The 14107-nt window shown below is 58.2% G+C and carries 13 protein-coding genes; 9 read left to right on the forward strand and 4 right to left on the reverse strand.

Going from position 1 to position 14107, the window contains the following annotated elements; translation table 11 throughout:
* Positions 1–30: 30 nt before the first annotated feature.
* Positions 31–1173, forward strand: a complete 1143-nt coding sequence (locus AC5FXY_RS02080; RefSeq protein ID WP_493554969.1) for a trypsin-like peptidase domain-containing protein — start codon at positions 31–33, stop codon at positions 1171–1173.
* Positions 1174–1491: 318 nt separating this feature from the next.
* Here AC5FXY_RS02080 and AC5FXY_RS02085 read toward each other — a convergent pair whose 3' ends face one another.
* Positions 1492–2343: a hypothetical protein gene (locus tag AC5FXY_RS02085; RefSeq protein WP_493554970.1), complete on the reverse strand. Its 852-nt coding sequence runs from the start codon at positions 2341–2343 to the stop codon at positions 1492–1494.
* Positions 2344–2506: 163 nt separating this feature from the next.
* On the opposite strand from AC5FXY_RS02085, the gene AC5FXY_RS02090 reads away from it, so the two are divergent.
* From AC5FXY_RS02090 to AC5FXY_RS02105, 4 genes are all read left to right on the forward strand, one after another.
* Positions 2507–3079: a DUF4142 domain-containing protein gene (locus AC5FXY_RS02090; protein WP_493554971.1), complete on the forward strand. Its 573-nt coding sequence runs from the start codon at positions 2507–2509 to the stop codon at positions 3077–3079.
* 38 nt (positions 3080–3117) lie between these two features.
* Complete coding sequence (locus AC5FXY_RS02095; protein WP_493554972.1) at positions 3118–3399, forward strand: hypothetical protein; 282 nt, start codon at positions 3118–3120, stop codon at positions 3397–3399.
* A gap of 30 nt (positions 3400–3429) precedes the next feature.
* Entirely contained in the window at positions 3430–4128 is a 699-nt protein-coding gene (locus AC5FXY_RS02100; RefSeq protein ID WP_493554973.1) for a DUF4142 domain-containing protein, read from the forward strand.
* A gap of 196 nt (positions 4129–4324) precedes the next feature.
* A complete protein-coding gene (locus AC5FXY_RS02105) occupies positions 4325–4768 on the forward strand; it encodes a RidA family protein (RefSeq protein WP_493554974.1) in 444 nt (147 codons plus the stop codon).
* A 10-nt stretch (positions 4769–4778) separates the two neighbouring features.
* Here the strand turns inward: AC5FXY_RS02105 and AC5FXY_RS02110 are convergent, their stop codons facing one another.
* Complete coding sequence (locus AC5FXY_RS02110; protein WP_493554975.1) at positions 4779–5222, reverse strand: hypothetical protein; 444 nt, start codon at positions 5220–5222, stop codon at positions 4779–4781.
* Positions 5223–5355: 133 nt separating this feature from the next.
* The gene (uvrA, locus tag AC5FXY_RS02115) at positions 5356–8373 is read right to left on the reverse strand and encodes an excinuclease ABC subunit UvrA (protein ID WP_493554976.1); all 3018 of its coding nucleotides are present in this window, start codon (positions 8371–8373) and stop codon (positions 5356–5358) included.
* A gap of 161 nt (positions 8374–8534) precedes the next feature.
* On the opposite strand from uvrA, the gene AC5FXY_RS02120 reads away from it, so the two are divergent.
* The 4 genes from AC5FXY_RS02120 (at position 8535) to AC5FXY_RS02135 (ending at position 12111) form a co-directional block, all read left to right on the forward strand.
* On the forward strand, positions 8535–10010 hold the full coding sequence (locus tag AC5FXY_RS02120) for an MBOAT family O-acyltransferase (protein WP_493554977.1): 1476 nt from the start codon (positions 8535–8537) through the stop codon (positions 10008–10010).
* Between the two features lie 4 nt (positions 10011–10014).
* Complete coding sequence (locus AC5FXY_RS02125; RefSeq protein WP_493554978.1) at positions 10015–11193, forward strand: alginate O-acetyltransferase AlgX-related protein; 1179 nt, start codon at positions 10015–10017, stop codon at positions 11191–11193.
* A gap of 94 nt (positions 11194–11287) precedes the next feature.
* A complete protein-coding gene (locus AC5FXY_RS02130; RefSeq protein ID WP_493554979.1) occupies positions 11288–11785 on the forward strand; it encodes a hypothetical protein in 498 nt (165 codons plus the stop codon).
* Between the two features lie 83 nt (positions 11786–11868).
* Positions 11869–12111 carry a hypothetical protein gene (locus AC5FXY_RS02135; RefSeq protein WP_493554980.1) on the forward strand — a complete coding sequence of 81 codons (243 nt, stop codon included), beginning with the start codon at positions 11869–11871 and terminating at the stop codon, positions 12109–12111.
* A 541-nt stretch (positions 12112–12652) separates the two neighbouring features.
* Here the strand turns inward: AC5FXY_RS02135 and asnS are convergent.
* The gene (gene asnS, locus AC5FXY_RS02140) at positions 12653–14047 is read right to left on the reverse strand and encodes an asparagine--tRNA ligase (RefSeq protein WP_493554981.1); all 1395 of its coding nucleotides are present in this window, start codon (positions 14045–14047) and stop codon (positions 12653–12655) included.
* Positions 14048–14107: the final 60 nt, after the last annotated feature.

The following is a 14107-nucleotide window of genomic DNA, read 5'->3' on the forward strand; positions in this document are numbered from 1 at the left end:
CCTGGCGGGAGCAATACCCGCCCTACCGCTATGATGACCGAAGCAGATTACTACGCGCTGTTTGAGGACTACGTGAGCGACCGGCTCGCGGCGCCCGCCCGCGCCGATCTGGAGCGTCGCCTGGCTGCCGACCCTGTACTGGCCAGCCGCCTGGCCGAGTACCGGCAACTCACCGGCACCTTGCACGCTTATGGCCGCCGGCTGCAGCTAAGTGATAAGCTCCGCAGCCTGCAAGCCGAAATCGATGCCGAGCAGGAAATCACCGTGCCCACGGGCCGCCCCGAAATGCCTGTGATGCGCATTTCGCGTACCGAGCAGTGGCTACGCGAATTTTGGCATGGGCACCGCGCTACCATGGGCGTAGCTGCAGCCGTAGCTGTGATGGCCGTGTTCTGCACCCTGCTGGGGCTGGAATGGTGGAAAGCCCGCCAGCAGCCCACAGCTTTTGGCTATGCCAAGCTGCGCCGCGAGGTCGACAACATAAAGAAAAACCAGCGGGTGATGGGACGGGCTCTGAACCAGATTGGCACCACCAAGCTGACTCCCGTAAACCCGGGTAAGTTCAGCGGTACGGGCTTCGCTCTCTCATCGGACGGTTACATTGTGACCAGCTACCACGTTATTCAGGGTGCTGACTCGGTGCTGATTGAAAACAAAAGCCGGCAGCGGTTTCGCGCCGAGCCCGTGTTCAGTGATGCCGCCCGCGACTTAGCTATCCTACGCATCAACGACCGTCGCTTTAACGGCTTTGGTCGGCTGCCCTACGGCCTGAAGCGCCGCCAGGCTGAGCTCGGGGAACGAATCTATACCCTCGGTTATCCGCGCGAGGACCTCGTGTACAACGACGGTTCTTTGAGCGCCCGCTCGGGCTTTGAAGGCGACACAGCTTTTTACCAGATCAGCATTCCCGTTAACCCCGGTAACTCTGGCGGCCCGGTACTCGACGACCGCGGCAACCTCATCGGGGTTATCAGCGGCCGGCAAATGGATGTGCAAAGCGCAGCCTTTGCCACCAAATCGTCGTACCTGATGCATTTGGTAGATTCGCTGGCGGCGGCTACTCCTTCACTGGACTACGCGGTGCCGCGCTACAGCCAAATGGCAGGTCAGCCTCGCCCCCAGCAGGTGCGCCGGCTCCAGGATTTTGTGTTCGTAGTAAAAGTCTACGAATAGGATTTGCTTGATTGAATTTGCAACAAGGCGCTGCTTCCGCGGCGCCTTGTTGCGTTTCTGACATGGCGCATTCTGCTTCACAATACCGGCGCTACTTACCATTAACAGGCTCATTCGCTATCAACCCCATTCGTTATTGAAGCATTTGCCAACCAATTGCTGCCAACCCTTTGGCTGCTGCCGGCAGGCCACGCTTAAAACTGCGGCCAATATGCAACAGGCCGCAACCGTAGTTAACTACCCCAATCAACGCCCCACAACACAAAGCGCCCCGACTTACCAGTCGGGGCGCTTTGTGTTGTGAAAGTAACCAGCCTCCTAGCGCAAACGCAGGGTGCGCGTCCGGCCGTTACAGGTGATAGACACAATATTGTCGCAGGGCGCAGTGCCGGTAGGGTCGTAATCAAGCGTCAGCACTTTCTCGCGGGATGTCAGAATTCTAACGGTGCCCGCGGTAAAGAAACGGGCGCAGCCGCGCTGAAATACTTTTTTGAGTGGCTGTTCGATAGTAGCGGTAAAGGAGACGCCCCGGCGGTTGGTGCCAGCGGCCGAGCCCGTCACGGAATATTCGTCATCGAGGATGGAGCGGGTAGCGAGGCCGGCCGTTTGGGTGTAGGTGCGCTGCGAAGTCCAGGAGGCTGTGCCCTGCGCAGTGGTTATGCTGGCGTTTTGAACATCCAGCGTATACACGCCATTCCCCAAGTGAGTGATGGTGCGCGTGCCGGTATGTGGGTTACCATTTACGGAGTAATTGACCAACGATACCACCACCGAGGAGCCGGGCTGCCGATGCTGCCCGCTGAAGACGGCCACAATCTGCCCGCGCCGCACCCGGCCGTCGCGACCAGTGCAGCCAGCCTGATCGAAGGTCAGGGTGAGCGTACGGGTAGCGGCGTCGTAGCTACGCGTGACACAGCCACCGCCGATGAGGCGCTGGTCGTCGACAGAGGCCCAGGTGACGCTGCTGCGGGTTACATCCTCGGGGGCGTTGGCTTCCACGTATTCGTAGGTGGCAGCATCAGCGCCTTCGCCTTCCGTCTGGTCTTCTGCCGAAGCAGTAGCCGTCAGACTGACATCTTCGGTGTCTTTTTTGGAACAGCCTCCCAAACCCAGCGCGAGGCTGGCGCAAAATGCGGAGAGCAACGTCAAGCGGTACGAACGTGTTAACATAGGGTGTATAGGTTGAGAGTTTCGCTTGCTTGGAAGCCGCAAATCAGCAGAGGTTTAAGCCTCCAAAAAATTTTTAAAGCTATAGGAAACTTTCCCATAAAACTGCTTTTAAGCCGAGCCGTATAGCTTGAATTGCCGACCTCACTTCCGTCGGTCGCCAGCTATGCGCTACTTCCTTCCTTGCCTTTCCCTTTGGTTGCTGAGTGGTCTTGTTGCTTGCAATTCCGGCAACCGTGACCCCGTATCTGACGCCAAATTCCAGAACGAGCAGCGCATCGGCAACGAAAACATCACCAAGCGCCAGCAGCAGGATGCTGATTTTTTGGTAGAAGCCGCTACCGATAGCCAACTCCAGATTGAACTTGGCAAGCTGGCCCAAACCAAAGCCCTCAGTCCTGACTTGCGCGGCTTCGGGCAACAACTCGTGCGCGACCATGGCGAGCTAACTACGGCCTTACGTACCCTGGCTAGCCGCAAGGGCATTGTACTGCCCGAAGCTTTGGGCGGCAATCAGCAGGAATCTTATCAGCGGCTAGCGGGCCTGACGGGCGCGGAGTTCGATCAGAAGTACCTGGAGTTGGTAGTGGACCACCATGACAATGCAGAAGATGCGTTCGATGATATGGTGAAAGGTGCGTACGACGGCGACATTCGAGCCTTTGCAGCCAAGTACGTCCCGACGCTCAAAAACCACTACGACCGCGCTGAGCAATTAAAAGATGCGCTGAAAAAGTAGCGCCCTGCGTATACCCTGTCAATCCATACCCTTACCTGATGAAACGTTCTCCGCTCTTGTTTGCCGTGCTAGCGGCAGCTCTTTCCCTGAGCGCCTGCTCCGGCGACAGCCAACGCACCGATGGCACGGCCGGCGAGGCCGTCAGCGACATGGACAATGCCGCTAACTCTGGTGGCGTACAGTCCGATGCCGTTGTCATCGACAATAACGCCGGCCCTACGGTAACCGCAAGCCCTGACTCTGCCAACCAAGCCAGCACCACTACCGGTGCTACCGGTAGTGGTGCTGGCGCCACAACAGCCGGCGCTACTACCCGATAACCTACCCAACCCAAAACACCATTTCCTAAAATGAAAAAGCTATTTCTGCCACTGCTACTCAGCGTAGCCCTGCTGGCTGGCACCTCCGCTTGTACCGACAACAAAGGCGATAAGCCCGACAACACCAGCACCGCCAACAACAACGCCGACGACAACTACATGGGCAGCGGCACCAGCGGCGAATCCACAGCCATGAACGACGGTGACACCACCGGCGCTGCCGGCCCCAGCCCAACCAGCCGCACCTCGCCCGCCGGCCTCAACGGCTACGAAGACCCTGAGAAGGCCAACAACGTGATGCCGCACTCCACCGATCCGGAATTCATGATGTCGGCGGCGCACAGCGACCAGAACGAAATTCAGCTCAGCCGCTTGGTGCTGGAAAAAGGGGTGAAAGGCATGGCAGCCCAGCACGCCAACATGATGATTCAGGACCACACGGCTTCTACCAAAGAACTGAAGGCTGTGGCCCAGAAGAAAAACGTGACGCTGCCTACTGACATGGACGCCGAGCACAAAGCCATTGCAACGCAAATGCGCAGCCTTTCGGGCCCGGAACTGGAGAAGCGCTTCCTGCAGCAAATGGTGACCGACCACCAGAAGACGCTGAACACGATGAACGCGCACCTGCAGATGACGAAGGATGCTGATTTGCGCGGCTTCATCACTAAGACCACGCCCGTAATTACCAAGCACCTAGACATGTCGCGGCAGCACGCCAACATGTAGTTTCGCTGCCTACTTTGGCCTCACGAGCCGCCCGTTACGAAACGGGCGGCTCATTTGCTTTTGGGCCTTCCGCATGAGTAGTTTATACTGGCGGCCACCCACACAATGATGTGAATCCGTACTTCCCAGCGCACTGGTCGTGCAACGGCTTCCGATCAGGCTCCGACGTTGGGCAAACCTGCACGATTCGAATCCCATGAAAATCTTACTGTTGGCCTGCCTGTTACTCGGCAGTGCACACGCGGCATCGGCTCAGACTGCCACGCCCGCCAAGCCGCTCAACCGCCAAACCTTCAACCTGCACGCAGGGGGCGAAAACCAGTACGGCTACGCCCAGGCTGTGCTCGTTGGCAACACGGTTTACATCTCCGGCACCGTATCCCCTGGCAAAACCATGGCCGAACAGGTAGAAGGCATCTATAAGAACCTGGAAAAGACCCTCGCCAACTACGGCCTTACGTTTCAGCACGTGGTGAAAGAAAACGTGTACACGCTTGACCTGAACACTTTTCCGCAACAGAACGAGTTGCGGAAGAAGTATTACAACGGCGTGTACCCCGCCGCTACCTGGGTTGAAGTCAAGCGGCTGCTAATGCCTTCGGCCTTGGTAGAAATCGAGCTGGTTGCGGTGAAGCCGTAGCGCCTTACGGCTACTTAACTGCCGTGGCCTGCACGGGGGCAGCCGTCCACTGCAGCTTGTAAGTATCGCAGCCGAGGTTGTTGATATTCATGCGGAAGGTGCCCTTAGCCGCAGTTTTACCAGTAAACTCGCCCTGCATATCAAAGCGCCAGGCAGTGCTGCCGCCGTTAGGTGGGTCTACCACCACGCCGCTCACCTTGCCATTCACGATGTTGAAGCTACTGTCGGGCCCCACGGTGGTTTGCTCCAGTTTGCCGCTGCAGCGCCAGTAGCCCGAGAAGGTCAGCTCCGAGAGCTTCTTGCCGTCGGGCGACACCACAAAGCTGATTTTGTCGCCTTTCATGCCGTTGCTGATGATGCCCTCCCACTTCGTGCCTTTGGGCAGTGCTGACTTAGGCGGGGAGGTAATTACGGCAACGGACAACAGCAAAGGAAAAAGTAAAAGTTTGAGCATAGGTGTGGAAAAAGGGCGGTAGAATGCGCCCAAAATAGCCTTCTGCACCTATTACGCCAACAAAAACCGCCACCCCGCCCAAAATTTAACATTGGGTGGGGCGGCGGTTTTTATTCGGAATAAGTGGCGTTTGTTACGCAGCTTCTTCCTCTTTGCTGACGTGCTCTTCTGCGTACTTACTGATTTTCAATTCCTCAGCCAAGAAGCGGGCCGTGTGTCCTTTCTTCACCTTAGCCACCTGCTCGGGCGTGCCCTGAGCCACGATGGTACCGCCACCTGCGCCGCCCTCGGGGCCAAGGTCGATGATGTGGTCGGCCACTTTTATCAGGTCCAGGTTATGCTCGATAATGAGCACCGAGTTGCCTTTATCAGCCAGCTTCTGCAGCACGTCCGACAGGTGCCGAATGTCCTCGAAGTGCAGGCCGGTAGTTGGCTCGTCCAGGATGTAGAAGGTTTTGCCAGTGTCCTTCTTGCTAAGCTCGGTGGCCAGCTTCACGCGCTGCGCCTCGCCGCCCGATAGCGTGGTGGCTTGCTGCCCGAGCGTGATGTAGCCCAAACCCACGTCGTTCAGCGTCTTTATCTTGCGCAGGATGCGCGGCTGGTTTTCGAAGAACTCCACGGCCTTCTCGATGGTCATATCGAGCACGTCGGTAATGCTCTTGCCCTTAAAGCGCACTTCCAGCGTTTCGCGGTTGTAACGGCGGCCCTTGCAGGTTTCGCACTGCACGTGCACGTCGGGCAGGAAGTTCATTTCGATGGTACGCATGCCGGCGCCCTCGCAGGTTTCGCAACGGCCGCCCTTCACGTTGAAGGAGAAACGGCCGGGCCCGTAGCCGCGGATTTTGGCCTCGGGCAGATTGGAATACAGCTGGCGAATCTCGGTGAACACACCAGTATAAGTAGCCGGGTTGGAGCGCGGCGTGCGCCCAATGGGCGACTGGTCCACCTCAATTACTTTATCGATGTGCTCCAAACCTTCGATGCTGCCGTAAGCCAGCGGCTCCTTCTTGGCGTTGAAGAAGTGACGGTTCAGGATGGGATATAGCGTATCATGAATCAGCGACGACTTGCCCGAACCCGATACACCCGTCACCGCCACTAGCTTGCCCAGCGGCACTTTCAAGGTCACGTTCTTGAGGTTGTGGCCCTTGGCGCCTTTCAGCACCAGGTCCTTGCCTTCGCCCTCGCGCTTTTTCTTGCGCAGCTCGATGTGCTTTTCGCCGCTGAGGTACTGCGCCGTGAGCGAGCCGCTGCGCTGAAACTCCTCGGGCGTACCGGAAGCCACCACGTGCCCGCCGTGAATGCCCGCGCCGGGACCGATGTCCAGCACGTGGTCGGCGTGTTGAATCATGTCCTTATCATGCTCCACCACAATGATGGAGTTACCTAGGTCACGCAGGTGCTTCAGGGCATTGATCAGGCGCTCATTGTCGCGCTGGTGCAGACCGATGCTAGGCTCGTCCATGATGTAAAGCACACCCACGAGCTGCGTCCCGATTTGCGTAGCCAAACGAATGCGCTGCGACTCGCCGCCCGACAGCGTACGTACCGAGCGGTGCAGGTTCAGGTACTCCAAGCCCACTTCCAGCAAGAAGCCGATGCGCTTGCGAATTTCCTTCAGCAGCTCCCGGGCAATCAAATTCTGCCGCTCCGAGAGCCGCTCTTCCAGCCCTTCAAACCAGCGGCTCAGTTCGCCGATATCCATTACCGAAAGCTGGCCGATGTGCTTATCGGCAATGCGGAAGTGCAAGGACTCTTTCTTCAGGCGGAAGCCCTGGCACTCCGGGCATTCCGTAGCCTGGGTATACTGCTGAATCCATTCGCGGATGTTCTCCGAATCGGATTCCATCTGCCGACGCAGGAAGGGAATAATACCCTCAAATGGCTCGGAATAGGTGGCCTTCTTCTTGTCGTCGACGTCCTCCTCCGCTTCGATGCCATTGAGCAGGCGCTCCACCAAGTCGCGCGGCAGCTTCTCAATAGGCGTGGTGAGCGAAGCCTTGTTCTTCTTTAGAATCAGGTTCAGCTGCTGGAAAATCCAGATGTCGCGGTACTCGCCCAGCGGCGCAATACCGCCGCGGCTGATGCTCAGCTTGGGGTCCGGCATCACCGATTCCTCGGTGATTTGCTGAATCTCGCCCATGCCGTTGCACACGGGGCAGGCTCCGTAAGGCGAGTTGAAGGAGAAGGTATTGGGCGCCGGGTCGTCGTAAGCAATGCCGGTGGCCGGGTCCATGAGGAAGCGCGAAAAGAACTGCGTCTTGTTCGCGTCGGGGTCGAGCACCAGCGCGGTGCCCTTGCCGTGCGTTAGGGCCGATTGCATGGAGCCGGAGAGGCGGAATCGGTCGTCCTCGCGCACCAGGAGGCGGTCGATTACGATTTCGATGTCGTGAATTTTGTAGCGGTCCACCTGCATCTTGGGCGTGATGTCAAGCAGCTCGCCGTCCACGCGCACCTTCGTAAAGCCCAGCTTGGCTACCTGCTGAAACAGCTCGCGGTAATGACCCTTGCGGCCCTTTACCACCGGCGCCAGCACCACCAGCTTTTTGCCATCGAAGTGCTTAAGAATGTAGTTGATGATCTGGTCGTCGGACTGCCGGATCATCTTCTTACCCGTCACGTAGCTGAAAGCCTCCGCCGTACGGGCGTAGAACAGGCGCAGAAAGTCGTAAATCTCCGTGATGGTGCCCACCGTGGAGCGCGGGTTGCGCGAGGTAGTCTTCTGCTCGATGCTGATGACCGGCGACAGGCCCTCAATCTTGTCCACGTCGGGGCGCTCCAGGCCACCCATGAAGGAGCGGGCGTAGGCCGAAAACGTCTCCATGTAGCGGCGCTGCCCCTCGGCGTAAATGGTATCGAACGCCAACGACGACTTGCCCGAGCCCGAAATGCCGGTGAACACCACGAGCTTGCCGCGCGGAATCCGAATGGAAACGTTCTTGAGGTTGTGCTCCCGCGCCCCGTACACCTCGATAAACGGTGCTTCAATGGTGGCCGCCGAGGAGTGCGTGGCCGATACAGCCGGCGCCAGTAGCGCCTCGTGGCCGTTGTCGCCGGCAGCTGCCGCGGAGGCAGGGGCGAAGTGGTCGGCCACAGGGGCAGTAGGAGTAGCAGCAGCCGAAGCCACGGCCGTCGATTTTTTCTTAGCCATCAGAGCGCAAGCGAATAAGCCCGCAAAAGTACATAAACGCCGGCCGCTTAGCTAGTTTCATTAGCAAGAAGCCGGGTAAGCGTAAAGTCGCCCAATCGACCGTATGCCGGGGCAGTGTGTTACAACGCAGGTCAGGGGCAAAAGGTGCGGCCGTTTCGGCAATGTCCCGCTCGGCCGTAGCTTTAGGGATTCGATTCCGGCAACTCGGCCGCGCGCCCATGGTTTTTAGCAGCGTTCTATTTCTATTCTACTTCCTGCCGGCCTTTTTGCTGCTGTATTACCTGGTTCCCAAGCGGCTGAAAAACCCGGTAGCTCTGGGCGCCAGCCTGCTTTTCTATGCTTGGGGCGGGCTGAATTTTCTGGCGCTGTTCGTGGCTTCGGTGGTCATCAACTTCGTGCTGATCCGGTTCATGGACCAAGCCACAGGCTGGCAGAAGCGCATTTACCTCATTATGAGCATCGTCATCAACGTGGCCATGCTCTTCTATTTTAAGTACGCCAACTTCTTTCTCGAAAACGCCGGTGCCGTGCGCAGCTACTTCGGCGGGCCGCCGCTTACCTGGGAAAAAGTGGTGCTACCCATCGGCATTTCGTTTTTCACCTTCGAGAAACTCACCTACACCATTGATGTGTACCGGGGCGTGAACCGGCCGCTGCACCGCTTCCGCGACTTCATGCTCTACATCATGCTGTTTCCAAAGATGATAGCCGGACCCATCGTGCGCTTCCACGAAATAGCCGGGCAACTCACCGACCGCGCCGCTTTCGAAACCCTCGACCACAAGCTGGCGGGCTTCTTTCGTTTTGCCGTGGGCCTGGCCAAGAAGATTCTGATTGCCAACGTGCTGGGTCAAGAGGCCGACCGCATCTTCGGCTTGGCGCCGGCCGAGCTGTCGGCGCCGCTGGCCTGGTTGGGTGCAGTGGCTTACACCTTTCAGATTTACTTCGACTTCTCGGGCTATTCCGATATGGCCATCGGCATTGGCCGCATGATCGGGTTTCAGTTTCCCGAAAACTTCAACAACCCGTACATCTCGCGCAGCATCACCGAATTCTGGCAGCGCTGGCACATTACGTTGGGCCGCTGGATGCGCGACTACCTCTACATTCCCTTGGGCGGCAACCGCGTTTCGAAGGCCCGGCTGTACGCCAACCTCTGGACGGTATTTATTCTCTCAGGCTTTTGGCACGGCGCGGCCTGGAATTTTATCGCCTGGGGTGCTTTCCACGGCCTGTTTCTGGTGCTCGACCGGCTGTTTCTGCTGCGCCTGTCGCAGCGGCTGGGAGCCTTTAGCATCGTACCCACCTTCTTGGTGACGGTGGTTGGGTGGGTACTGTTTCGGGCCGAAAGCGTGACCGAGGCGGGCCATTACATCCAGCGCATGCTAGCCGGCTCCTGGGCCGAGTGGCCGGCGCTCGGGCCCGAGCTAGCTCTGACGCTCGTCGCTGCCACGGTCTTTTCCTTTTTCGGCGCCCTGCCGCGCTTGGAGCGCTGGCAAGTGGCGGTGTTGTCGGTGCGGCCGTTTTCTGCGGCTCAAGCCGTCGGGCTGACCATGCTGACGGCCGTGCTGCTGGTGCTAAGCGTGAGCTACCTTATCGGCAGTTCCTTCAATCCGTTCATCTACTTCCGGTTCTGATAGCGTGGCGCCCACCCCTCACCTCAAAATCAAGCGCCTGCTGCTGGGCCTGCTCTTCGTGCTGCTGATCCTGCCGCCGGTCCAGACGCTGCTGAACATCAAAATTCTGCGCTCCACCCTGGCCGGCTACGAAGCTCCGACCCCGAAGCCGAAGCTAAGCTGGGACAGCCTGCGCACCAACGCCTATCAGCCCGCCCTGGAACAGTACCTGACCGAGCGCATCGGCCTGCGGCATTGGTTTGTGCGGCCGCGCAATCAGCTGGCCTACTCTGTATTCGGCCAGGCCAAAGCTCAGGGCGTCGTTATCGGCAAGGAAGGCATGCTCTTCGAAGAAATTCCTATTCTCGCCTATCTCGGCCACGATGCCGTGGGCGAAGCCGAAGCTCAGCAACGGGTGCAGCGCCTGAAAGCCCTGCAGGATACGCTGGCCCGCCGCGGCAAGCTGCTGGTGTTCGTCATTGCGCCCAGCAAGGCCTCTTTCTTTAGCGAATACCTGCCCGATAAGTACCGCCAGCAACCTGAGCAGCCTTCCAGTTACGACCACTACGCCCCGCTGCTGCAGTCTAGCGGCATCAACGTCCTGGATTTCAGCGCCCTCTTCCGGCAGTGGAAGGATACGGCGCGCTACCCGCTGTTTCCGCGCGGCGGCATCCACTGGAGCGGCTACGGCCTCACCCGCGCCGCCGATACGCTTTTCCGCTACCTGGAGCAGCGTGGCCGCTTCGATCTGCGCGACTTCCGTGCTTCCGGACTAGAAGTCAGTTCCACACCGCGCTACACCGACAACGACATTGTGAAAGCCATGAACTTGCTCTGGGACCCGGCGGCTTTCCCCATGGGTTACCCCACCCTGGATTTTCAGCCACTCAAGCCCGGTCAGCGGCAGCCCCGCTTGCTCATCGTGGGCGACAGTTTCGTGTGGAGCTTTATAGAGTTCTACCCCTACCTTCCCTCGCTCTTCGCGCCCGAATCGCACTTCTGGTACTACAACCGCGAAGTGGAGTGGACTGGCGCCACCGAGACCCAACACGTGGCCGAACAGGAGTACCACGTAAACGCTCTCGACCGCCGAGCCCAGCTAGCCGCCCACGACGTGGTGGTGCTGCTCTTTACCGAGCACAACCTGCGCTACTTCGACCACAACTTTACCGACGACGCCCTGCAGGCCCTGGCTACCCCCTAAGTGCCTTAGCTCTTTGGGCCAGACCTAGGTAGAGTTGGCGCCGTTCTTGCCTGTGCCGGTGCTATCTTTCTCCATCGTTTTTCCTCACCTTCCGATGAAGTTTTTCCCCAAATCCATCTTTGCGGCTCTGGCGCTTGGCTTCGCCTTAGTGGCCGCCGCTCCTGCCCAGGCTCAAGTTAATATCAACATCAACCCGCCGAGCTGGGGCCCACCGGCACCAGCCGGAACTCAGTACTACTACGTGCCCGAGTACGGCGGCTACTACGACCTGCGCGACCGGCAGTACATCGTACAGCGCAGCGGCAAATGGACGCGCGTATCCTCGCTTAATGGCTACAACCCAGCCAACTTTCACCCCGTGGTGGTGAACTACGTGGGCGCTACGCCTTGGGTAAAGTACAATGACCACAAGGCCAAGTACGGCCATCCGCACGGTATGCCCCCCGGTCAGGCCAAGAAGATGCGCAATGCTGGCTACGCAGCCCCCGGCGGCGTTATCGTCTTGGATGGCCAAGGTAACGGTAAGCACGGTGGCGGCCACCCGGGCAAAGGCCACGGCAATGGAAACGGCAGAGGCAAGGGCAAACACTAAGCCTTCCGAAACCGTTAATTATTCAACGCCCGCTGGTGTCAGCGGGCGTTTTTCTTTTCCTCCTACGCTGTCTTTTCAAGGTCATGGATTACCGCCCGATCAGCTGCTCTTTTTACGATGAGCTGGAAGCCCGCGCTACTATGGGCCAGCCTTGCACGCTCACTTACCGTACCGAGCCGGACACGCCGCCCGTTACTTATCAAGGCGTCATTAAAGACCTGTACATCCGCGAGAAAGTGGAGTACCTGAGCTTGGCCGATGGGTTTGAGGTACGGCTGGATAATCTGGTGGCGGTGGATGATAAGGAGTTGCGGAATTACTGTTGAGCACTGTTTTCCAGCATAAATACTAAATTACTGTGGTCTTTAATCGCATGCCTAAGCACGTCATCATGTGCGACCAAAGAAAGTTACGAGGTAAGCTTAATTCGGCCGGGATATGAGGGTCCTCTCGTAGTAGTATATAGCCAAGCATCTTATCCTCCCTTGCCACAGGCTGGTGACACTACTTTCTTCAGCTTTCTAAATGGCCCTGTTTTATACACAAGCACTCTGGACGCTGCCATTGAACGGCGCCTCCCATTAAGTAGCATCTTCTATTATTACGCGGACTCTGCAAAGCATAGAAAGCACATCAAGGTTGTTATCGACGCCGCCGACGCGAAACAACCTCTGCTATACCTGCGGCATACGCTCGTAGGCAAAAGTTTTGTAAGTCATGTTCTGGCCCGACCCCAAAACCTTCAGCGGTGTTTGGCTAACAGACTTGCTTTACTGGATACTCTTAGGGTGAAGTAAGGAGGAGTCACTAAACAACTTCAGCCCGGTAGACACCGGGCTGAAGTTGTTTTTGCAAGCGTAGCTTCGACTAAAACTCCGCGTTTTTCGGAAAGCGCGGGAAGGGAATCACGTCCCGAATATTCGCCATACCCGTCACGAACAGTACCAACCGCTCGAAGCCCAGCCCAAAGCCGGCGTGCGGCGCGGTGCCGAAGCGGCGCAAATCCAGGTACCACCACAGCTCTTCCTGGGGCACGCCTAGTTCATCCATGCGCTGCTGTAGCTTCTCCAGGTTCTCCTCGCGCTGCGAGCCACCGATGATTTCGCCGATGCCGGGGAAGAGCACGTCCATAGCAGCCACGGTGCGGCCGTCCTCGTCCAGCTTCATGTAGAAGGACTTCACCTCCTTGGGGTAGTTCGTCAGGATGACGGGTTTCTTGAAGTGCTTCTCCACCAAGTACCGCTCGTGCTCCGACTGCAAGTCGGTGCCCCAGTCCACCGGGAATTCAAACTTCTGCTTGGCCGACTTCAGGATGTCCACCGCCTCGGTGTAAGTGAGGCGCTGGAAGTCATTATCGATGACGAAGCGCAGGCGGTTGAGTAGTTCCTTATCGTACTGATCGTTGAGGAACTGCAGATCGTCGGGGCACTTCTCCAGGGCGTAGCGCACGAGGTATTTCAGGAAATCCTCGGCCAGCTCCATATTGTCCTGCAGGTCGTAGAACGCCATTTCTGGCTCAATCATCCAGAACTCAGCCAGGTGGCGGGCCGTGTTGCTATTTTCGGCGCGGAAGGTCGGGCCGAAGGTGTAGATCTTGCCCAGGGCCATGGCGGCTACTTCGCCTTCAAGCTGGCCCGAAACGGTGAGGTTGGTGGATTTGCCGAAGAAGTCCTGCTTGAAATCCACCTGCCCAGCCTCGTCCAACGGCGGGTTTTGGGCAGGCAGGGTGGTTACGCGGAACATCTCGCCGGCCCCTTCGGCATCGGCCCCGGTGATGACGGGCGTGTGCACGTAAAAGAAGCCGCGGTCGTTGAAGTACTGGTGCACGGCGAAGGCCAGCGCGTGACGCAGGCGCAGCACCGCCCCGAAGGTGTTGGTGCGGGGGCGCAGGTGGGCTATTTCGCGCAAGAACTCAAGGGAGTGACCTTTCTTCTGCAGCGGGTAGGTTTCGGGGTCAGCTTTGCCAATCACCTCAATTTCCGAAGCCTGGATTTCCACCGACTGGCCTTTGCCCTGCGAGGCTACCAGCGTGCCACGTACGGCTACGCAGGCGCCGGTGGCTACGTCCTTCAGCGTTTCTTCCGGAAACTTCTCAGCGTCGGCTACTACCTGCAGATTATTGATCGTGGAGCCGTCGTTCACGGCGATAAACTGCACGTATTTGTTGCCGCGGCGGGTACGTACCCAGCCTTTTACGAGCACTTCGCGGTCCAGCTCCTGGCTGGAAAGCAGCGCCTCTACGCTTGATCTTCTGACGGACATTGGCTTAGCAATGAGAATGAGCCGGCAAAAATAACGGGAAGTAGCGTAAGCGCGGCATAT

The sequence above is a fragment of the Hymenobacter sp. FMD4 genome (genome assembly GCF_058932745.1).

What these genes read in the sequence shown, in the direction of transcription:
- AC5FXY_RS02080 (WP_493554969.1), top strand. Translation starts at nt 31, where the DNA reads ATGATGACCGAAGCAGATTACTACGCGCTGTTTGAGGACTACGTGAGC.
- AC5FXY_RS02085 (WP_493554970.1), bottom strand. Translation starts at nt 2,343, where the DNA reads ATGTTAACACGTTCGTACCGCTTGACGTTGCTCTCCGCATTTTGCGCC.
- AC5FXY_RS02090 (WP_493554971.1), top strand. Translation starts at nt 2,507, where the DNA reads ATGCGCTACTTCCTTCCTTGCCTTTCCCTTTGGTTGCTGAGTGGTCTT.
- AC5FXY_RS02095 (WP_493554972.1), top strand. Translation starts at nt 3,118, where the DNA reads ATGAAACGTTCTCCGCTCTTGTTTGCCGTGCTAGCGGCAGCTCTTTCC.
- AC5FXY_RS02100 (WP_493554973.1), top strand. Translation starts at nt 3,430, where the DNA reads ATGAAAAAGCTATTTCTGCCACTGCTACTCAGCGTAGCCCTGCTGGCT.
- AC5FXY_RS02105 (WP_493554974.1), top strand. Translation starts at nt 4,325, where the DNA reads ATGAAAATCTTACTGTTGGCCTGCCTGTTACTCGGCAGTGCACACGCG.
- AC5FXY_RS02110 (WP_493554975.1), bottom strand. Translation starts at nt 5,222, where the DNA reads ATGCTCAAACTTTTACTTTTTCCTTTGCTGTTGTCCGTTGCCGTAATT.
- uvrA (WP_493554976.1), bottom strand. Translation starts at nt 8,373, where the DNA reads ATGGCTAAGAAAAAATCGACGGCCGTGGCTTCGGCTGCTGCTACTCCT.
- AC5FXY_RS02120 (WP_493554977.1), top strand. Translation starts at nt 8,535, where the DNA reads ATGTCCCGCTCGGCCGTAGCTTTAGGGATTCGATTCCGGCAACTCGGC.
- AC5FXY_RS02130 (WP_493554979.1), top strand. Translation starts at nt 11,288, where the DNA reads ATGAAGTTTTTCCCCAAATCCATCTTTGCGGCTCTGGCGCTTGGCTTC.
- AC5FXY_RS02135 (WP_493554980.1), top strand. Translation starts at nt 11,869, where the DNA reads ATGGATTACCGCCCGATCAGCTGCTCTTTTTACGATGAGCTGGAAGCC.
- asnS (WP_493554981.1), bottom strand. Translation starts at nt 14,047, where the DNA reads ATGTCCGTCAGAAGATCAAGCGTAGAGGCGCTGCTTTCCAGCCAGGAG.